General features: G+C 70.2%; 14 protein-coding genes, 5 tRNA genes and 1 pseudogene. 10 read left to right on the top strand and 10 right to left on the bottom strand.

The window, feature by feature from the left end; translation table 11 throughout:
* Positions 1–144: 144 nt before the first annotated feature.
* The 8 genes from AB0I21_RS55260 (at position 145) to AB0I21_RS55225 (ending at position 2,616) form a co-directional block, all read left to right on the top strand.
* Positions 145–558, top strand: coding sequence for a response regulator (locus tag AB0I21_RS55260; protein WP_360573756.1), 414 nt, complete (start codon positions 145–147; stop codon positions 556–558).
* Positions 559–637: 79 nt separating this feature from the next.
* Entirely contained in the window at positions 638–1,258 is a 621-nt protein-coding gene (locus tag AB0I21_RS55255; protein ID WP_344502792.1) for a hypothetical protein, read from the top strand.
* Positions 1,259–1,685: 427 nt separating this feature from the next.
* Positions 1,686–2,129 (top strand): HNH endonuclease, encoded by a 444-nt coding sequence (locus AB0I21_RS55250; RefSeq protein ID WP_360573753.1) that lies wholly within the window; start codon positions 1,686–1,688, stop codon positions 2,127–2,129.
* A gap of 45 nt (positions 2,130–2,174) precedes the next feature.
* Positions 2,175–2,247: transfer RNA gene (locus AB0I21_RS55245), tRNA-Ala, on the top strand.
* Positions 2,248–2,269: 22 nt separating this feature from the next.
* Positions 2,270–2,342: transfer RNA gene (locus AB0I21_RS55240), tRNA-Leu, on the top strand.
* A gap of 4 nt (positions 2,343–2,346) precedes the next feature.
* A tRNA-Ser gene (locus tag AB0I21_RS55235) sits at positions 2,347–2,432 on the top strand.
* A gap of 11 nt (positions 2,433–2,443) precedes the next feature.
* Positions 2,444–2,518: transfer RNA gene (locus AB0I21_RS55230), tRNA-Arg, on the top strand.
* A gap of 12 nt (positions 2,519–2,530) precedes the next feature.
* A tRNA-Ser gene (locus tag AB0I21_RS55225) sits at positions 2,531–2,616 on the top strand.
* Here the strand turns inward: AB0I21_RS55225 and AB0I21_RS55220 are convergent.
* The 4 genes from AB0I21_RS55220 to AB0I21_RS55205 form a co-directional block, all read right to left on the bottom strand.
* On the bottom strand, positions 2,582–2,740 hold the full coding sequence (locus tag AB0I21_RS55220; RefSeq protein WP_344502790.1) for a hypothetical protein: 159 nt from the start codon (positions 2,738–2,740) through the stop codon (positions 2,582–2,584). The two genes, AB0I21_RS55225 and AB0I21_RS55220, sit on opposite strands and share 35 nt — an antisense overlap.
* A 69-nt stretch (positions 2,741–2,809) precedes the next feature.
* The gene (locus tag AB0I21_RS55215; protein WP_354892878.1) at positions 2,810–3,691 is read right to left on the bottom strand and encodes a glycosyltransferase family 2 protein; all 882 of its coding nucleotides are present in this window, start codon (positions 3,689–3,691) and stop codon (positions 2,810–2,812) included.
* Between the two features lie 173 nt (positions 3,692–3,864).
* Positions 3,865–6,627 (bottom strand): hypothetical protein, encoded by a 2,763-nt coding sequence (locus AB0I21_RS55210; protein ID WP_360573751.1) that lies wholly within the window; start codon positions 6,625–6,627, stop codon positions 3,865–3,867.
* A gap of 3,558 nt (positions 6,628–10,185) precedes the next feature.
* Positions 10,186–11,631: an MFS transporter gene (locus AB0I21_RS55205; protein ID WP_360573749.1), complete on the bottom strand. Its 1,446-nt coding sequence runs from the start codon at positions 11,629–11,631 to the stop codon at positions 10,186–10,188.
* A 117-nt stretch (positions 11,632–11,748) separates the two neighbouring features.
* Between AB0I21_RS55205 and AB0I21_RS55200 the strand changes: the two genes are divergently transcribed.
* Positions 11,749–12,246: a hypothetical protein gene (locus AB0I21_RS55200; protein WP_360573747.1), complete on the top strand. Its 498-nt coding sequence runs from the start codon at positions 11,749–11,751 to the stop codon at positions 12,244–12,246.
* Here the strand turns inward: AB0I21_RS55200 and mgrA are convergent.
* Complete coding sequence (gene mgrA, locus AB0I21_RS55195) at positions 12,226–13,224, bottom strand: L-glyceraldehyde 3-phosphate reductase (RefSeq protein WP_360573745.1); 999 nt, start codon at positions 13,222–13,224, stop codon at positions 12,226–12,228. The genes AB0I21_RS55200 and mgrA overlap by 21 nt on opposite strands.
* 23 nt (positions 13,225–13,247) lie before the next feature.
* Between mgrA and AB0I21_RS55190 the strand changes: the two genes are divergently transcribed.
* Positions 13,248–13,451, top strand: a complete 204-nt coding sequence (locus AB0I21_RS55190; protein ID WP_360573743.1) for a response regulator — start codon at positions 13,248–13,250, stop codon at positions 13,449–13,451.
* 29 nt (positions 13,452–13,480) lie between these two features.
* Here AB0I21_RS55190 and AB0I21_RS55185 read toward each other — a convergent pair whose 3' ends face one another.
* The 5 genes and pseudogenes from AB0I21_RS55185 to AB0I21_RS55165 form a co-directional block, all read right to left on the bottom strand.
* Positions 13,481–15,172 (bottom strand): S8 family serine peptidase, encoded by a 1,692-nt coding sequence (locus AB0I21_RS55185; protein WP_360573741.1) that lies wholly within the window; start codon positions 15,170–15,172, stop codon positions 13,481–13,483.
* 225 nt (positions 15,173–15,397) lie between these two features.
* Positions 15,398–16,528, bottom strand: coding sequence for a dipeptide ABC transporter ATP-binding protein (locus AB0I21_RS55180; protein ID WP_360573739.1), 1,131 nt, complete (start codon positions 16,526–16,528; stop codon positions 15,398–15,400).
* An 11-nt stretch (positions 16,529–16,539) separates the two neighbouring features.
* On the bottom strand, positions 16,540–17,616 hold the full coding sequence (locus AB0I21_RS55175) for an ABC transporter ATP-binding protein (RefSeq protein WP_360573737.1): 1,077 nt from the start codon (positions 17,614–17,616) through the stop codon (positions 16,540–16,542).
* 49 nt (positions 17,617–17,665) lie between these two features.
* Positions 17,666–18,667 carry an ABC transporter permease gene (locus tag AB0I21_RS55170; RefSeq protein WP_360573735.1) on the bottom strand — a complete coding sequence of 334 codons (1,002 nt, stop codon included), beginning with the start codon at positions 18,665–18,667 and terminating at the stop codon, positions 17,666–17,668.
* Positions 18,668–18,800: 133 nt separating this feature from the next.
* Positions 18,801–19,277 (bottom strand): annotated as a pseudogene (locus AB0I21_RS55165) (ABC transporter substrate-binding protein); the annotation flags it as partial.

Here is a 19,277-nt window from a genome sequence, read left to right as displayed (position 1 = left end):
GGCTCCGCCGTCATCCAGCAACGCGTCACCGAGCTCCTCGACGTCCGCCGCGCCATCCTCGCCGCCGACCCGCTCTTCCACACGAAGATCGACACGACCACGGACCCGTACGAAACCACCACCTACCAACCTGTCGGAGTCTGAATGGACACGAAGCTCGCCATGGTCATCGACGACTCGCGTGCCATGCGGGGCATCCTCAAACGGATCCTGCTGCCGCTCGGCTTCGAGGTCCGCGAGGCGACCAACGGCAAGGACGCCCTCGACCAGATCTGGGACCACGACCTGCAACCCGGGCTCGCCCTGATCGACTGGAACATGCCGGAGATGAACGGCCTCGAGTTCGTGATGGCGGTCCGCAAGCAGAAACACCTGCGCCAGATGACCCTGATGATGGTGACGACCGAGAGCGAGCACGGGCAGATCGTGCGCGCCCTCGCCGCCGGCGCCCACGAGTACGTCATCAAACCCTTCACGGCAGAGGCGATCGTCGAAAAGCTGAGCTACCTCGGCGTGCTGCCGCAGATCCCGACGCTGGAGGCGGCCAGCAACGGGTGACACGAGTTGACCTGAAACGCGCTCGTCTTGGTCCGATAGGCGACGGAAGAACACCACATGGCGTCGTACCGTGCGACACATGACGATCGACTTTCCGCGCGGCTGGTGGGGCACGGACCTGGGCAGCGCCCGGGCGAGCATGGGTACCTACGAGCTGTACCCCACCGAGAGCCTGCCGGTAGTGGACCAGTCACGCTTCGACGGCACGTTCAGCTGGCTGGTCCCGGACGCGCCGCACGACCCGCTGCGGGCCATGGACGTCGGCGCCCTCGCCACGCACGTCGAGCTGCCGGCCGCGTTCAAGCGCTTCATGAGCAGCCAGGTCCTCATGGACGCCATCCCGTCCTGCACCGGCTGCGACTTCGACCTGGCGCCCCGCCCCGTCCCGAGCCCGGTCGAGCCCTCGGCGCAGCTCGTGCGGTTCCTGCGCGACCAGCAGGACGCGGTCATCTGGTACCTGTACCTGCGGCCCGGCACCGAACCGTTCGTGATCGCCTCGCCGTGGCTGCTGGAGATCGTCGGCCTGGAAGAGGTCGACCCCGACGCCCTCGTCGCCAACATGGTCCACGCCGCCGACAGCTTCGAGCAGTTCATCCACCGGTTCTGGCTGGAGAACTCGCTGTGGTTCAGCGTCAACGAGGGCGACGAGTCCACCGACGAGATGGACCTGTACCTCGCGCACTACACGGCCGCCGCCTGAGCGGACCTCCGGCGCCGCCGATTAAGTGGTTGCCGCGGCGGCGCCGGGGTCGTATCTTTGAATACATCAACGAGCCACACACCAAGATCAACTGGGACTGAGAAGGGAGACCGCAAATGACAGAGCGCATCGAGTTGTCGGCGTCACGCGGTCGATCCCGCGCGGCCCTAGCCCGGCTTGACCTGCTGCTCAGCGGCCTGTCGGCCAGTCTGATCCTGCCCGGACGGTGGCGAGGATAGGGTTTCCCCCTCCTCTTCCGCCGCCCGCGACAATGGGCGGCTTTTTTGTGCCCGAATACAATTCGCCGGGGTAGCCCAATCGGTAGAGGCGTCCCGCTCAAAATGGGATCGGTGCGGGTTCGAATCCCGCTCACGGCACGCAAGATCGTTTGGTATCGGTTGGGAAGAAACAAACGAAGGGAGGCCCGGTGACCGCGGTTCTCGTTCTCAACGCCGACCTCGGACCCCTGCACCGGGTCACCCTCCGTCATGCGGTGCGCATGCTGCTGCGTGAGGTTGCCGTGGTGCACGAGTCCGAGCCCGACCGGCTCATCGGGGTCTACCCGATGCCGAAGGTCGTCCGGCTCGTGTCCTACGTCGTCACGCGCTGGCGCTTCGGCAGCGGGCCCGCGTGGTCCCGCGCCGGTGTCCACGCCCGTGACGGCCGCCGGTGCGGCTACTGCGGCAAGGACGCCACCACCATCGACCACATCCTGCCCCGGTCCCGGGGCGGGCGGAACACCTGGAAGAACACCGTTGCGGCCTGCATGGTCTGCAACCAGCGCAAGGGCGACCGCACCCCCGCCGAAGCGGGCATGGTGCTGCGACACCAGCCGTCGGTTCCGACCTGGCACGCACTCGCCCAGCGCTGACCCATGGGCCCGGCGGGGCCCTGCTACCTCCCCGCCGGGCCACACGGGCCTGTAGCTCATCAGGAAGAGCGCCGCTCTTGCACAGCGGAGGCGACCGGTTCGAGTCCGGTCGGGTCCACGCACGACCGCACCACACCCGTGCCCGGGTGGCCCAACGGTAGAGGCGCCTGATTCAGGGTCAGGAGGTTGGAGGTTCGAATCCTCTTCCGGGTACTGAGGAAAGTTGGCCGAGAGGTAAGGCTGCGGCTTGCTAAGCCGTCGACGGGGGACCACCCCGCGGGGGTTCGATCCCCTCACTTTCCGCGCACCACCACGCCCTTGTAGCTCAGCGGAACGAGAGCACTTCGCTACGAACGAAGAGGCCGGGGGTTCGAATCCCTCCGAGGGCGCGTCACAGCACTGGAGAGGCCAGCCGATTGGTGCCGGCACCCGTCTCGAAAACGGCGTTGGGTTCACGCCCGTGTGGGTTCGACTCCCACCCTCTCCGCCTTCGCCCCCCACAGGCGGCGGTGCCACCGCGCCGCGGCGCGGGCCAGCTGCCGCTCCGCCTCGCGCTGCCGGTCCTCGGTCATGGTGCTCGCCTGCCAGAGCAGGTGGCTGGAGTGGATCATCACGGTCTCCTTCGTCGTGTCCGGCCTTGCACTGGATACGACGGAGCCGCCCCCGCGATGTCTACATGGTCAGCGACCGAGCGCGTACTTTGTGAGCACGCCGACACTGCTGCCGCTGCGCTGCTTCGCGGCCGCCGGCACCATCGTCAGCGCGTGGATGCGCGACGACAGGCGCCAGCGGGCCGCCTTGGCCGCCCGGTGCCACCCGTGCGCGTCCATCCGGGCCGCAGCGGCGAGGAAGAAGTCCCGGGCCTCGCTGAACCGCCCGCCCGTCACCGCGGACGACGACGACAGGCTCGAGCCGTGCCGCCGGTACCGGAACGACACCACGTCCGTCGCGACGAGCGTGCCGCCCCGGGTCACCAGCTCGAGGATGAGCGCGAGGTCCTGGATCACCTTCAGCGACTGGTCGAAGCCGACCGCCTGCACCTGCGACGTGCGCCAGCACAGCGACGGGAAGTACAGCCAGTTGCCGCGCAGCAGGCTCACCGCGAGCTCCTCGCCCGACATGACCACGGTGCCGTCGATCTTCGGCGCGTACACCCGGCGCTTCGTCGAGTCGGCGAGCGTCCGCACCACCTCGCCGCGCGCGTCGATCACCTCGACGCCGGGCTGGATCAGCACCGCGTCCGGATGCGCGTCGACGAGCGCGTGCACCGACGCGACGTAGTTGGGCAGCATCACGTCGTCACAGCCCATGATGACCATGAACGGCTCGGTGGCGAGGTCGACGCACTGCTGGAAGTTGCCGGTGACGCCCAGGTTTGTGGGGTTTCGCCGGTACGTGACGCGCTCGTGCCCCAATGCGGCGAACCACTCGGGGATGCCTTCGGTGGTGCTGTCGTCCAGGACGGTCAGCTGCCACCGGTCGTCGGTCTGCGCGATGACGCTGTTGACGGCGAGCTTCAGCAGCTCCACGTCGCCGTAGTGCGGCAGCATGATGTCGAGCACCCGGACGATCCTAGTCTGCCCCGGCCCGGCGGCGAAAACGCGGCGGCCCGGCCTCTTTCCGAGACCGGGCCGCTGTCGCGTCGTTTGCCTGGCTGGCCTGTTGCCTGGCGGGTCTTGCCTGGCGGGTTTTGCCTGGCGGGTTTGCCTAGCGGGTTTTGCCTAGCGGGTTTTGCCTAGCGGGCGCGCCGGGGGCCGGCGGGTGGCTGGCCGGCGGCCGCGCGGCGCGCCGTGGCCTCGTCCGTCTCCGAGCCCGGCGAGTCCTCGTCCCACGCCTTCGCGCGGCGGATCTCGTCGAAGAACCCGAGCAGGCGGTCGAGCTCCTGCGTGCTGGTCTTGTCGTCCGCGCGGGTGGCCTTCGCCTTCTTGCCGTGCGAGCGGATCTCCCGGCCCGTGCGGATCGACGACGTGTCCTCGGCGCCGGCCGCGTCCTCGGCCTCGTCGTGCGCGGGCATCCGCTGGACCGGCGCGCGCTGCCCGGGCGGCGTCGGCAGGTCGAAGTGGTGCTCGTCGTAGTTCGGGGCGTCGAAGCGGTACCCGTCGTTGGCCGGCCGTCCCGCGTCGTAGGCCTGGGTGTCGTACGACTGCTGCTCGCGGTGGTACGTCCGCGGCGGCGCCACGTTCAGCTCCGGGTGGGTGCCGTTGGGCGTGCCGCGGTAGGCCTCGGGCGCGACCGGGGGGAACGCCGTGGTGCTGTCGCCCCGCCCGTTGCCGAACCCGGGACCGCGCCCCTGCTGGCCCGGGTACTGCTGACCGGGGCGGGACTGGCCGGGGTGCGTCTGACCGGGGTGCTGCGGGCCCGGGTGCTGCGGCTGGCCCATGTGGCCCTGGCCCATGTGCTGCGGCTGGCCGGGCTGCGGCCCGAAGCCGCCGGGGACGTGCTGGCCGTTGGTCCCGTTCGGGCTCAGCGGCGCGAACGACCCCGTCGGCGGCTCGACCGGCGCGAACGCCCCGGTCCGCGGGTCGTGCCCGTTGCGCGGGTCGGCGCCGTTGCGGTGGTCCATCCCGTTGCGAAGGTCGCTGCCGTTACGCAGGTCCGCCCCTGTACGAGGGTCGGCGCCGTTGCGCAGATCAGCCCCGTTGCGCAGGTCAGCCCCATTGCGGTGGTCCGGCCCGCTCCGGTGGTCCGTCCCACTGCGGGGATCGGCGCCGTTGCGAAGGTCGCTGCCGTTGCGCGGGTCCGCTCCGGTACGCAGGTCAGCCCCGTTCCGGTGGTCCGCTCCGTTGCGCAGGTCGGCGCCGTTGTGGGGGGCCGGGAATGCCGCGGTCCGCGGCTCCACCGGCGGGAACGCCCCCGACCGCGGCTCGACCGGGGCGAACGACCCGCTGGTCGGCTCGGCCGGCGCGAAGCCACCCGTGCGCGGTTCGCGGCGGTCGGTGCTGGTGAGCGGCTCGAAGGAGCCGGTGCGCTGGGGGTCGTAGACGGTGCGCCACGGATCCTGCGGCTCGTCGCCGTCGAACGAGGCGTGCGCCGGGCGCGACACCGTCGGGTGCGCGCCGGACGGGTGCCCGTTGGCGGGCCGGCCGTTGACCAGGAACGGTCCGTCTGGCCGGTGCCCGTTGGACGCCGCCGCGGGGAACGAACCGGTCGCCGACCCGACCGCCGGGAACGAGCCGCTCGTCGTCGGCGGGGCGACGAGCTCGACCTCACCGGGCTCCGGCAGCGAGTCCCGCAGCGCGGTCGCGAGGATGAACACGTTCGGCGCGGCCCCGCGCGGCACGGCCAGATAGGCCCGCTTGCGCGCGTCGACCGGGAGCTTCTCCAGTACATCGGCCATCGTGTGACCAGGGGGCGGCAGCTCCGCGGCGTGCGGGGCGCCCACAATGATCGCGCAGCGGTTGACGTCGACCGGCAGGCCGCGGATCCAGTCCGCGGGGTCGGTCAGGTGCTCGGGACGGATCCACAGGCCGGCCTGGATGACCTCCAGGACCCAGCCGCCGCCGAGCGTGAACGTGGCCGCACCGGCCGGCGTGTCGAGCACGTCGGGGCACGGGTTGACCCAGTCGACCGGCCGCGGCGCGCCGGTGCGCGGCGCGTGCCACAGCTCCCGGGCGAACGTCCGCCAGCGGGGGAGGCCCTTCTGGTCGATCGTGACGACCGCGCGCTGCCCGGCGGGCGCGCACAGCGGCAGACCGGTGCGCACGTGCACGGCGCGGCCCAGCACGTCGGCGACGACCGGCCCGACGGGGCCGTCGAGGAGGGGGCGCTGCCCATACGGCGTGAAGACACACCGATCGGCGGCGAGCGCCGGAATGACGGAGACGGCCTGCATGAGCTCGTCGCGGTGCAGCGGCTCCTCGTTCGGGTGCGACAGGATCATCGCCGGGTGCGAGTGGTCCGTCGGCACCGAGTACGCGAGGTCCGTGACGCTGCCGACCCGGCGGCGGTGCAGCCACAGGCCCGCGGGGATCTGGTCGAGCACCAGGTCGCCGGGCAGCTCGGGCACCTCGCCGAGGTCCTGTTCCCAGTGCGGCGCGGGGAACCGCCAGCCGACCCGCTGCGGCTGCGCACCCGTCCGGAACCGCCAGAACCCGCCCGGCCGGTGCTCCCCACGCCCGATCGGCGCGAACAGCGACCCACCAGGCACGCCCAGCAGCGGCCCCGCCGCCGCGATGACGTCGATCCCGAGCCGCATGGCGATCATGTGCGCCGCGGCCGGCCGCTCGTTGGTGGCGCACGCGCCGTCCCACGCGACGAACCGCATCGCCGTGAACCCGCGGGGAAGCCCGTTGGCCAGGACCTCGGCCAGCTCCTCGACCATCGCGGGCTGCAGCTTGACGGTGTGCGAGCTGATGACCACCGCACACTCGGTGGAGCCGTGCGGCGACACGACCAGCGCCGCCGCGCCCGGGCTGGGCTCGTCGCCCGAGTGGACGACAGCACCCGCGCCGAGCCAGGAAACCTTCATGCCGGGCCAGTGCCGCAGCCGAACCTGCATCGCCGTACTCATGCGAACCTCACACGATCTGCTGACCCGGCGGATGGCGATGCCACAGAGCGCATCGCAGCCTGATCGTCCGGCGCGCTTGCTGCAAGCGGGCAGCAGATAGTCAAGATCGCCCTCCGTCGGGTGTGCCACGAGCGGTGCGATGCGGAGGGGGTTCCACACCGATGACCGCATGGCGGCTCTGGCGGATCGTACCGCGCTGAGTGACGGACGCAACCATCCTGTTTGTCGCCGGACCCGTTGGATATGGCTGACAGGCGGGTAGATCTGGGCGGATTCACCCCGATTGATGACGAGTTTTCCGGAGAGTTGCCCATGCCGGCGGTCCTACCACGACGAATACGTTCCGTGACTGCCGCAGTCCTTGCGGTGATCGCCCCCGTCGCTGTTATCACTGCCAGCAAAACCTCTCCTATCGGTCGATCCAGACAGGACCCATCGATCGGCCCCACTCCTGGATACCCGTAGATCGGGCTTCCGTCCTGTGTGCCACAACCGGTCAACCCGCCCGACTTGACGCCCCACACCCACTCTGAACAGCCATTACTCCTCCCGTCCAGCCCCGCGCCCCTATCTCGCCGGGTGACGAAGTACACGTCGTCCTCCTCTGTCGATCTAGAAGCCACCCCGAATCGCATTCACGCAGCGACGCCCACCGATCCCTGGGCCCCACCTTTCTCCGTGCTGTATTGCCCCCGCGGACCGCACCTTGCAACCGGCACGCCCCCGCCCGGCCCACCCGCCTGACCGGCCGCAACCCACCGTTCGCCCACCCGTCGCCAGCCGTTTGGTCAGCGCCCACCCCACCCATTTCCGACTCGCGACGAATAGGAAGCCCAACGCGCTTCGGACCCCACCCACCCCCGTTCCACACCGCTTGATTCCCGCCACCCTTCGACCCCGAAACGGTCCCCTTCCGGACAATCCCGCACCCTTCCCGCCCACCACGTTCCCTCGCGACCCTGCCCTCGCCGACATTCGCGCCCCGTCCGGTCGCGCCCCCTCCTGCCGGAGGCACGCTCGGTGATCCACCCCGCGAACCACGCCCGAAACGTGCCAACACAAAGATTTAACGGACCCTCCTCCCACCCGATAAACCCCAAACCGGCACGATCCACGCCTTCCCCCCGCTTTCTCGGCCCACCACAACGCTCAACGCCCCAACCCCGAATCAGACGCCCCACACCCCACGCCAACCTCCGTCCCCTCTTGATCGGGTAGCGGATCCGGATGCCGACCGGATCCGCTACCCGATCAACGCGCCACCGGGGCACCCAGGCCGGCGGAAGAACCCGCACGCGGACACCACCACCACCGCTACACCGACCGGCGGACCTCTCAGTCGAAGACCGCATGATCGAAGGACGCCCCCGGTCACCCGGACGACCACCGGACGACTTCGATCCCAACCCCGCGAACAGCAACGCCACCCGGAGCCGCGGCGCTCCGCGCACCACCATCGCACCAGCGGTCCCAGCGACAGCAACGGCGCCCAGAGCAGCATCGACAGCACCGCCCAGCCGCCGGACCAGCGGTGCTCACCGCAGCCGCGAGTCCACCCGGACCAGCAGCCCGAGCCATCACACCAGCGCGACCGGCGGGGAGCTGCCCAGGCCCGTGGCGGCGGTGCTGTGGGAGGTGGCGGTGCTGGCTGGACCGGCAATCGAGCGGGCGAGCTTGTTCGGGGGGCAGCGCCCAGCCACCGGTGCCGGCGGTGCTGATGGGGAATAGGTGCTGGCCGGAGCTGCGGTCTTCTCGGATCAGCGGAGGTGACCTCGGAGACCGGAGTCGTCGTGGTCAGTGGGCCGCCGCGGTGCTGGGCTGCCGAAGCGACTGTTGCGGGAGCACCGGTGCCGGTTGGAGCGGCGGCGGCAGCCGGAGTGGCGGCGGCAGCGGTGGACCTGTTCGGGTCGGTGGCGGTGGTTGGGGCGGCGGTGCTGGCGGGAAGTGGCGGGGCTGCCCGGATCGGCGGACGTGACCTAACGGCAGGAGTCGTCGCGCTAGTGGCCGCCACAGTGTCAGCTGCGGAAGCGGTTGGAGCGGGGGGCACCGGCGGCGGCGGGCCGGGGTGGCGGTGCTGGTCGGGGTGGCGCGGCGGAGGTGTTCGGAAGTGTGGCGGTGACCTGGGGCGGCGGTGCTCAAGAAGGCGGCGCTTCGGACTGGATCGGCGGGGCTGCTCGGATCAGCGGACGTGACCTCGGAGCCGGAGCCGTTGCGCAAGTGAGGCGCCGCGGTGCTGGCCGCCGAGGGGGCTGTTGCGGGAGCGGTTGTGGCGGTCGGAGCGGTGGCAGTAGTCGGGGCAGCGGCGGCAGCGGTGGAGCTGTTCAGGGCGGTGGCGACGGCCAGCGGTGGCGCGAGCAAGCGGTGCTGGCTGGAACGGCGACGGAGGCGGGAGCTGTGGGAGCGGTTCGGATCAGCGCCCAGCCGTCGGGTGACGGTGCTGGTGGAGGTGGCGGTGCCGGCTGGATCAGCAGGCAACCGGATCAGCGGACGCGATCTCGGCTGCGGGAGTTGTCGTGTCAATGCGGCCGGAGTTGTCGTTTGGTGGTGCGGCAGTCCTGGCTGCAGAAGCGGCCGTAGTGGGAACGGCGGTGGCGGTTGCCTAGGCGGCGGTGCTGGCGGGAAGCGGCGGTGGCGGCTGGGGCCGCGGGGCTACCCGGTCAGCGGTCGGAGCTGTCGTGCTAGCGGGATGCCGCGGGGCTGGCTGGAGTGGGAGCAGGGACGGCGGCAGCAGCCGGGGGTCGCGGAAGTAGGGGTAGCCGTGGAAACAGGAGCAGCAGCCGGAGCAATGGTGGAGGAGGGAGCGGGTCTCAGCTGGAGCAGCGGTGGAGGCGAGAGTGGGAGCGGCGGGGCTGCTCAGACAGCGGACGCGACTTCGGAGGCCGGAGGCGCCCGTGTAAGTGGGGATGCCGCGGTGTTGGCTGCCGAGGTGGCTGTCGTTGGAGCAGCGCCGGGGGTGGCGGGGTTGGAGCAGTGGTGGGCAGAAGTGGGAGCGGTCGGGTCGCTTGAGAACAGCGGATGCGACCTCGGAGGCGGGAGTCGTCGTGTTCATGGGGTGCCGCGGGGCTGGCTGGGGTGGGAGCAGGTGGCGGCCGCAGCCGGAGTGGTGGGCGCGGCGGCTGGGGTAGGGGCCAGAGGTGGGAGTGGGAGCGGCGGGTCTGCTCGGACAGTGGACGCGGGCCTTGGAGGCGGGAGTCGTCGTGTTAGCGGGATGCCGCGGTGTTGGCTGCCGAGGTGGCTGGAGTGGGAGCAGAGGTGGCGGCAGCAGCCGGAGTGGTCGGCGCGGCGGCTGGGGTAGGGGCCAGAGGCGGGAGTGGGAGCGGCGGGTCTGCTCGGACAGCGGATGCGAACTCGGCGCCCGGACTCGGCGTGTTGGTGGGGGTGCCGCGGTGTTGGCTGGAGTGGGAGTAGGGGTGGCGGTTGGACAGCGGAAGCAGCCGGAGCCGCGGGAGCAGGACCAGCCAGAGCCGTGGTGAAGGCGGGAAGCGGGGGCGGGAGTGCGGGGTTGCTTGGACAGCGGACGCGACCCGGGAGGGCGGAGGCGTCGTGTCAGTGGGATGCCGCGGTGCTGGCTGCCGAAGCGGCCGTCGTGGGAGCAGCTGTGGCGGCGGGGTTGGTCGTGGGGGCGGAGATGGTCAGAGGAGAAGGCGTCGGGGTGGAGGTGGAGGGCTTCGCGGCGGCGGTCGCGGTCGTGGGTTCGGTCCCGGCGGCGGTCGCGGTCCCGGGTTCGGTCGCGGTCGCGGGTTCGGTCCCCGGTTCGGTTGTGGCTGCGGGTGAGGGCTCGGTTGCGGGCGAGGGCTTGGTTGCGGGCGTGGGTGCCGGGGTGTGGGTGTGGCGCAGGGTGAGCAGGACGGCGGTGATGAGGAGGCCGACGGTGCCGACCGCGGCGAAACCCCAGCCCGGGGAGCCGCGGTCGATGGCCCAGCCGGCGAGCGGGGAGCCGACGGCCAGGCCGACCGTCAGGGAGGAGCCGTGCCAGCCCATGGCCTCGCCGCGGGCGGCTGAGGGGACGAGGCGGCTCACGAGGTCGGTGCTGGCGCTGAGGGTGGGGGCGCAGAGGGCGCCGGCCGGCAGGAGGGCGACGGTGAGCAGCCACCAGCGGTCGCCGACCAGGCCGAGGGGGATCGTGAAGAGGCTGAGGCCGCCGAGGAGGGCGACCAGCGGCACCGCGCGCGTCAGAGCGCCATACACGAAGCCGCCGATCAGCGAATAGATGCCCCACGCGGCGAGGAGGGCGCCGATGAGCTGGACCTTGCCCGCCTCGCGGAGCATGGCGACGATGCCGAGGTCGGTGCCGGCCAGGACCATCGTCGTGGCGGCCGCGGCGGCGCAGACCGCGAGGAAGCGGGGCGTGAGCCAGTCGCGGCGGCGCAGCGGCGCGGTGGTGGCGCCCGCGGGGGAGTCCTCGTCGGCGGGGGCGTGGACCGGCGGGTCGGTCAGGAAGAGGGCCAGGCCGGCGAGGACGAGGCAGCCGCCGATCGACCACATGGTGACGCGGCCGGAGAGGCCGCTCATGAGCAGCACGGCGAGCGGCGGGCCGGCCATGAAGGACAGCTCGACCGACATCGAGTCCAGCGCATAGGCCTGGCGGCGCTGGTCGGCGGGGACGAGCGCGGCCAGTGACTGGCGGACCACGGAGAACACCGGCAGGGAGAACACGCCGGCGACGAAGGCGCCGACCAGCAGCGCGGGATAGGACAGTGACGGCGCCACCGCCCAGAAGACGGCCTCGCACACGGTGGTGACGACGAGCATCGGGCGCAGGCCCTTACGATCGACGAAGCGGCCGTTGAGCGGGCCGCCGATCGCGGTGCCGACGGTGAGGGCGGCACCGACCAGACCGGCGGCGCCCCAGCCGCGGTGGAGGTCCTGAGCCACGTGCAGCGTCATCGTGACCCCGATGGCGGTGATCGGGATCCGGGCCAGCAGCGCCAGCACCATCAACGACCGCACGCCAGGAAGAGCGAGGACGTGACGGTACGGGTCGAGGCGCATGGGGCAATCATGTCGTGGGGGTATGACAAGAAACGAGCGCACAGAAGGTAACGAAGAACACGTCACGGGGAACCCGAGCTGCGAACCCGCAGTCCAAGAGAGATGGAGACACCTTCGATGAGGTCGAGGACCCCGATCGCCGTCACCGCCCTGCTCGCGCTGGCCCTGACGGGCTGCGCCGACGACGCCAACCAGGCCGGCACGGCGCCGTCCACCAGTGCGGCGGCGCCGGCGAGCACCAGCGTGAGCCCGAGCGCCGACCCCAGCACCGGCAGCAGCCAGAGCACCACGGACGCGCTGCTGATCTTCACCCGCCAGGGAGGCCTCGCCGGCACCAACGACCGCCTGGTCGTGCGGCCGGACGGCGGCTGGACGCTGACCGCCAAGGCCGGCACCAAGGAAGGCAAGCTGACCCCGGCCCAGCTGACCACGCTCAAGGGCACCCTGGAGCAGGTCGGCTTCTCCAAGCTGCCCACCGCCGCCGGCAGCACCAACGTCGCCGACGGCTACACGTACACCATCACCTATGGCGGCAAGGAGGTCCAGGTGAAGGACGGCGCCGTGCCCGCCGCCCTCCAGCCGGTGATCACGACGCTAAACGGTCTGCTCAGCTAGCACGGCGTCGATGCGGGCGAGCTCGTCAGAGGACAGCGGCGGAGCCGACAGCGCCCCCAGGTTCTGCTCCAGCTGCGTCACCGAGCTCGCCCCGATGATCAGCGAGGTGACCCGCGGGTCGCGCAGCGCCCACGCCAGGGCCAGCTGCGCGAGGCTCTGGCCACGCCCGCGGGCCACCTCGTCCAGCGCCCGGATGACCGAGAGCCGGGCGTCGCTGAGGTCGCTCTCGTTCAGGAACCGGCTGGTCCGCACCCGCGAATCGTCCGGAATGCCGGAAAGGTAGCGGTCCGTCAGCAGCCCCTGCGCGAGCGGCGAGAACGGGATGCACCCGGCGCCCTCCTCGGCGAGCACGTCGAGCAGCGAATCCTCGATCCAGCGGTCGAACATCGAGTACCGCGGCTGGTGGATCAGCAGCGGCGTGCCCAGCGAGCGCAGGATCTCCGCCGCCGAAGCGGTCTGCTCCGGCGTGTAGTTGGAGATGCCCACGTAGAGCGCCTTGCCGGCCCGCACGGCCCGGTCCAGCGCCCCCATCGTCTCCTCGAGGGGCGTGTCGGGGTCCGGCCGGTGGGAGTAGAAGATGTCGACGTACTCCAGGCCCATCCGCCGCAGCGACTGGTCCAGCGACGCCGTCAGGTACTTGCGCGACCCCCACTCGCCGTAGGGGCCGTCCCACATGTCGTAGCCGGCCTTGGTCGAGATGATCAGCTCGTCCCGGTAGGGCCGGAGGTCCTCGGCGAGGATCCGCCCGAAGTTCGTCTCCGCGGAGCCCGGCGGTGGCCCGTAGTTGTTGGCCAGGTCGAAGTGGGTGACCCCGAGATCGAAGGCGCGACGCACGATCTCCTGCTGGGTCTCGTACGGACGCGCGTGCCCGAAGTTGTGCCACAGCCCGAGCGAGATCGCCGGCAGCTTCAGCCCGCTGCGGCCGCTGCGCCGGTATTGCATGTCCTGGTATCGGCTCGAAGCCGCCTCATACGCCACGCCGAGGATCTTAAGCTGGGGTTATGGGGGCTGCGACGGTACTGGTGGCAGAGGACGATCCGGATATCCGTGAGCTCTTCACCATGGCGCTGGAGTCCGCAGGCGCGTCGGTCGTCGCCGTCACCAGCGGCGGTGAGGCCCTCGAAGCCCTCCGGAAGGACCAGTTCGACCTGGTCAGCAAGGCCGACGCCCTGGTCGGCGGACGCCTGGTGGCACGCGACGCATAGACGCGTGCCACCAGGACGGTCACAAACTGCTAGCGGTGCTCCCACCAGGCCTTGGCGGTCACGGCCTTGTAGGCGTCGACGATGCCGAAGCCGTAGAAGCCGTTGAACTCCTTGCCACCCTCGCAGAGCGCGTTGAACTCCTCGGAGCGGCCTTCGTTCGTGTACGTCTGCAGGCGCGGCTCCGGGCAGGCGTGCTCGGCGGCCGTGCTGTACAGGATGTACTCGACCTTCCACGGCTCGAGACCGAAGTCCTTGCCGTGCTTGGCGCCGTGCGCGCTCACGATGAGCGCCGCGACGCCGGCCGCGTGCGGGGAGGCCATCGAGGTGCCCTGCAGCCAGGTGTAGTAGCCGCATTTCCCGGCCGCGGTGCACTCCTTGTAGACCAGGCCCTCGGCCTCCGGCAGGACGTTGCCGTCGGCGTCGACCGTGCCCTCCTCCTGCAGCACCTTCTTCGGGTACGTGGAGAGGATCATGTTCTCGTTGGTGCGGTAGCTGTCCGTGCCGAAGCCGTCACGGAACCAGCCGCCGGGCGCGGAGACGCCGATGCGCTCCAGGCCGTAGTCGGAGAAGTCCGACTTCTTCAGCGACGGGCCGAGGGAGGAGACGCCGATGACGAACGGTCCCTCGACGGGCAGGTCCCAGCAGGAGCTGTTGTCGATGGGCCGGTCGTACGCGGCGTCCGCCGGGTAGTCCGGGCTGGAGATGTCGGTGCGCGGCTTGCCCTTGTCCTCGTGGTTGTTGCCGAGCGCGCCGACGAGCGTGACGCCCTTGAAGTGGGCGTACGTCAGGGCACGGAACATGCCGCGGATGATGGTGCGCTGCTCGGCCTGCGCGGCGGGGGAGTCCGCCGGGTTGGCCGTGCAGTTGAACAGCCACGGGTCGACGTAGAACGACATGTTGACCACGTCGATGCCCGACTGGCCGGCGTGCACGAGTGCGTTGACGACGGGCTCGAGGAAGAAGTACCCCGAGTCCTGGCCGCCCTTGAGCTCCACCAGCGACACGTTCGGCGCGACACCGGAGATGCCGAAGCCGTTGGCCGCCGCGCCGATCGTGCCGGCGACGTGCGTGCCGTGGCCGCCGTCGTCGGTGCCGACCGGGTCGAGGCAGCTCGCGACCTCACACGGACCGTCGATGTCGACCTTGTCCGGTGCGAAGTTCTTCGACAGCGCCCAGTTGAAGTTCGGGGCGATGTCGGGCTGCGACGCGTCGACGCCGGTGTCCAGGACGCCGACGGTGACGCGCTTGTCGCCGGCGTTGACCTTGCGGGCGAGGTCCGACCTGACCGTCTTGAGGCCCCACAGCTTGTCGTCCATGGGGTCCAGTCCGGCGGTGGCGGGCTTCTTGCCACCGGGCTTCTTCGCCGCTGCCGCTGCCGCGGCCAGTGCTTCCTTCTCCACGCCGGACGGCTGCTCCTTCTTGGGAGCCTTGCCGATGGCGGTGCGGTGCGCGGCGCCGACGAGCTTCGAGGAGGCTGCCGCCTTCTCGACGAAACCGCTCTGCGGTGCCAGGACCGTGAACATCCCCACCGTGTCGTTGGTGGCGATGACCTTGCCGCCGGCCTTGGTGATGGCGGCGGTCGCGTCACCGGTGGAGACGTTGTCCGCGGCCACCACGGTGTACTCCGTGTTGGCGACGGCCTCGGCGCTGGCCGGTGCGGACAAGCCTGCCGTGCTCACGGTCAACGCCGCGGTGATCACCGCGGCGCCCGTGAACCTCATCTTGAATCCCACATGTCCTCCCGGTTCGAGGGGATGGGGATATGAGATCGAAAAACATTGGTCTGCGGAAGGCGTTCGCCTCAAGATTTTCAAATGTTTCGGGCGATTCGCTCCACGGTTTCCTTTGCGTCCGCACCGCATAGGGGCAGGTCGCGGGTAGGGCGAATCGGCAGAACAAAGCCGGGGAGCCGACCATGTCGACTCCCCGGCGCACATTCCGTGGTGTTATGCGATCGGCTCCGCAAAGGGGTCCGTCGAGGCGGCCACCGGGATCTCCGCGGCGGCGGCGCGGGCCGCCTGAGCGCCCTTGGCGGAGCGCTCCTCGTCGGTGATCGGGAAGTGGCAGGCGACCGTCTGGCCCGGCAGCAGCTCGCGCAGCGGCGGCTCCTCCTGGGCGCACACGTCCTGCGCCTTCCAGCACCGGGTCCGGAAGCGGCAGCCGGACGGCGGGTCGATCGGGCTGGGCACGTCGCCGGTGAGCAGGACCCGCTCCCGCTGCGCCTTGTCGCGGCGGTCGGGGTCGGGCACCGGCACCGCCGACAGCAGCGCGAACGTGTACGGGTGCAGCGGCGTGCCGTACAGGCCGTCCCGCGGGCCGACCTCGACGACCTTCCCCAGGTACATGACGGCGACCCGGTCCGAGATGTGCTTGACCACGGACAGGTCGTGCGCGATGAACACGTAGGTCAGGTTGAACTCGCGCTGCAGGTCGTCGAGCAGGTTGACGACCTGCGCCTGGATCGACACGTCCAGGGCCGAGACCGGCTCGTCGGCGATGATGAGCTTCGGCTGCAGGGCGAGCGCCCGGGCGATGCCGATGCGCTGCCGCTGGCCGCCGGAGAACTCGTGCGGGTAGCGGTTGTAGTGCTCGGGGTTGAGCCCGACCAGCTCCAGCAGGCGCTGGACCTCACGCTTCTGCCCGTGCGGCGTCTTGATGTTCTGCACCTGCAGCGGAGCGCCGACGATCGAGCCGACGGTGTGCCGCGGGTTCAGCGACGAGTACGGGTCCTGGAAGATCATCTGGATCTCCCGGCGCAGGGGGCGCATCTGGGAGACGCCGAGGTGCGAGATGTCGCGCCCCTCCAGGATGACCTTGCCGCCCGTCGGCTCCAGCAGCCGGGTCATGAGCCGGCCGGTGGTGGACTTGCCGCAGCCGGACTCGCCGACCAGGCCGAGCGTCTCACCGCTCTTGACGGCGAGGTCGATGCCGTCCACGGCGCGCACGGCGCCGACCTTGCGCTTGAAGAAGGCACCCCGAAGGATCGGGAAGTGCTTCTCGACGCCGCGGACCTCGAGGAGGTTCTCGCCGTCCCGCTGCGGAGCAGCGGCCGGCTGGGGTTGGGTGCTCGTCGACACTGTCGTGCTCCTCAGAGGGATGGGGCGATGTCCGACTTGAAGATGGCCAGCCGTTCCGCGGGCGGGATGTGACACGAGACCCCGTGGTCGATCGTGCCTTCCGCCAGCGTCGGTTCGACCGTCTTGCAAGGGATGCCGTTGCGCTCGACGTAGGGGCAACGCGGGTGGAACGAGCAGCCGCTCGGCAGGTTGATCAGCGACGGCGGATTGCCCTTGATCGGGACCAGCCGGTCGCGCACCTCCCGGTCGACGCGCGGCATGGAGGACAGCAGACCCCAGGCGTACGGGTGCTCCGGCCGCCGGAAGATGGTCTGTGCGGAGGCGTGCTCGACGCACTTACCGCCGTACATGACCAGGATGTCGTCGGCGAGCTCGGCGACCACACCGAGGTCGTGGGTGATGATGATGACCGCGGAGTTGAACTCGGCCTGCAGGTCGCGGATCAGGTCCAGGATCTGCGCCTGCACCGTCACGTCCAGGGCGGTGGTCGGCTCGTCGGCGATGAGCAGCTGCGGGTTGTTGACCAGCGACATCGCGATCATCGCGCGCTGCCGCATGCCGCCGGAGAACTGGTGCGGGTAGTCGTCGACGCGCTTCTGCGGCTGGGGGATGCCGACCCGGTCGAGCATCTCCACGGCCCGGCGCCGCGCCTCGGCCTTGCTGACCTTGTGGTGCACCCGGTAGGCCTCGATGATCTGCTTGCCCACCGTGTAGTACGGGTGCATCGCCGTCAGCGGGTCCTGGAAGATCATCGACATCTTGGCGCCGCGCAGCGCGCGGACCCGCTCGGGCGAGGCGCCGATGAGCTCCTCGCCGTCGAGCCAGACCTCGCCGGAGATCTTCGCCGATCCCCGCCGGTGCAGGCCGAGGATGCCGAGGCTGGTGACGCTCTTGCCGGAGCCGGACTCGCCCACGATGCCGAGGGTCTCGCCGCGCTCCAGCTGGAACGTGAGGCCGTCGACGGCCCTCACGATGCCGTCGTCGGTCTTGAAGTGGATCCGCAGGTCACGCACGTCGAGGAAGGACTGTGCCGACGAGCCGGCGCCGACGGGGGTCGGGTCGCCGTCCTTGAGCAGACTGGTGGACATGCTCACTCCTTTCCAGGGCCGGGTCGAGCGGATCGGGGCTGCGGCAGCGTCACGAGAGCCGCACCCGCGGGTCGATCACGGCGTAGAGCAGGTCCACGAGCAGGTTGGCCATGACGATGAAGAACGCGCCGAAGAGGGTCACGCCGAGGATGATCGGCAGGTCCTTGACGTTGACGGCGTCGATGCTGAGCCGGCCGATACCCGGGAGGCTGAAGACGCTCTCGGTGAGGATCGCGCCGCCGAGGAGACCACCGAGGTCCAGGCCGAAGATCGTGACGATCGGGGTGAGCACGGAGCGCATCGCGTGCTTGCCGACCACGACCCGCTCCTTGAGGCCCTTGGCCCGGGCGGTGCGGACGTAGTCCTCGCTCATGGTCTCGAGCATCTGGGCGCGGGTGAGGCGGGTGTACTGCGCGGCGAAGAGCAGCGCGAGGGTGACCCAGGCCAGGAAGAGCTTGTTGGCCCAGCCGACCGGGTCGTCCTTGAAGTTGACGTACTCGCCGCCCTGGAAGATCGGCCAGGTATGGACGAAGAGTTGCTGGGCGACCAGACCGGTGAAGTAGATGGGCAGTGAGACGCCGGCGAGCGCGATGATCATCGCTGTGCGGTCCGCGATCGAGCCGCGTCTCAGTGCGGATATGACGCCACCGGCGACGCCGAAGAGCAGCCAGATGACGGCGGCCCCGATGGCGAGGGAGATGGTGACGGGGAGCCGGTCGATCAGCAGCGGCCACACCTCGCGGTCGGTGCGGAAGGAGTAGCCGAAGCACGGGGCGGAGCAGTGGGTGACGGTCGGGCCGTTGTTGTAGTCGCGACCGGCGACGATGCCCTTCAGGAAGCGGCCGTACTGGATGTAGATCGGCTTGTCCAGACCGAGCTTGACCCGGGTCGCCTCGACGTCGCGCGGGGTCGCCGACTTACCGACGTACATCTCGGCGGGATCAGCTCCGGCGGCCTTCGGGATCGCGAAGAAGATCAGGAAGGTGACGGCCGAGACGGCCACGAGCAGCACGACGGCTGTGACCAGGCGGCGCAGGATGTAGTTGATCACGTGTGCGGCCTGACGCCGGCCGGCTCGACGGGGTTCCCGTCTCACCGGCCGGCGCCGTGGCCTTCACCTGCCTTCTTTTCCTCGGAAGGGCGGGTTACCGGCTTACTGGCATTGCTCGGTCAGGACGACCTCGTCAGCTGGAGACGCCCAGGCTGCTGAAGTCGTACATGCCGTAGTACTCCGTGACGAAGACGTTCGTCAGGCGGGGGTTGCGGTAGTTCAGGGCCTTGTCGTACACGAAGGGAACCATGACGGCCTCCTCCATGACGATCTTGTTGATCTTCGACCAGATGTCCGCGGCGGCCTTCGGGTCGGTCGCGGCCTTGGCGTCGTCGATCAGCTTGTTGACCTCGGGGTTGTTGAGCTCGGCGTAGTTGTTGTTACCCGACGCCGAGATCGTGCGGCCGTCGACCAGGATCGACAGGAAGCCGTAGGCGGTCGGGAAGTCCGCGCCCCAGCCGGCCATCATCAGGCCGTAGCCCTTGGCGTGCACGTTGGACGGCGCGCCGATGGTCGAGCGGAAGTACAGCGAGGCGTCGGTCGGGTCGAGACGGGCGTTGATGCCGACGTTCTTCAGCGCGGCCTGCAGCGCCTCGGCCGTCTTCGGCTC

It is taken from the genome of Dactylosporangium sp. NPDC050588 (assembly GCF_040654975.1).
Classification (GTDB): Bacteria; Actinomycetota; Actinomycetes; order Mycobacteriales; family Micromonosporaceae; genus Dactylosporangium; species Dactylosporangium maewongense.
This window is presented reverse-complemented; position numbering and strand designations above follow the sequence as displayed.

Bases quoted from the DNA above. Each gene is read 5' to 3' on its own strand.
- AB0I21_RS55255 (WP_344502792.1), top strand. From the start codon at position 638: ATGACGATCGACTTTCCGCGCGGCTGGTGGGGCACGGACCTGGGCAGC.
- AB0I21_RS55190 (WP_360573743.1), top strand. From the start codon at position 13,248: ATGGGGGCTGCGACGGTACTGGTGGCAGAGGACGATCCGGATATCCGT.
- AB0I21_RS55205 (WP_360573749.1), bottom strand. From the start codon at position 11,631: ATGCGCCTCGACCCGTACCGTCACGTCCTCGCTCTTCCTGGCGTGCGG.
- AB0I21_RS55210 (WP_360573751.1), bottom strand. From the start codon at position 6,627: ATGCAGGTTCGGCTGCGGCACTGGCCCGGCATGAAGGTTTCCTGGCTC.
- AB0I21_RS55175 (WP_360573737.1), bottom strand. From the start codon at position 17,616: ATGTCCACCAGTCTGCTCAAGGACGGCGACCCGACCCCCGTCGGCGCC.
- AB0I21_RS55185 (WP_360573741.1), bottom strand. From the start codon at position 15,172: ATGAGGTTCACGGGCGCCGCGGTGATCACCGCGGCGTTGACCGTGAGC.
- AB0I21_RS55200 (WP_360573747.1), top strand. From the start codon at position 11,749: ATGAGGTCGAGGACCCCGATCGCCGTCACCGCCCTGCTCGCGCTGGCC.
- AB0I21_RS55220 (WP_344502790.1), bottom strand. From the start codon at position 2,740: ATGATCCACTCCAGCCACCTGCTCTGGCAGGCGAGCACCATGACCGAG.
- AB0I21_RS55260 (WP_360573756.1), top strand. From the start codon at position 145: ATGGACACGAAGCTCGCCATGGTCATCGACGACTCGCGTGCCATGCGG.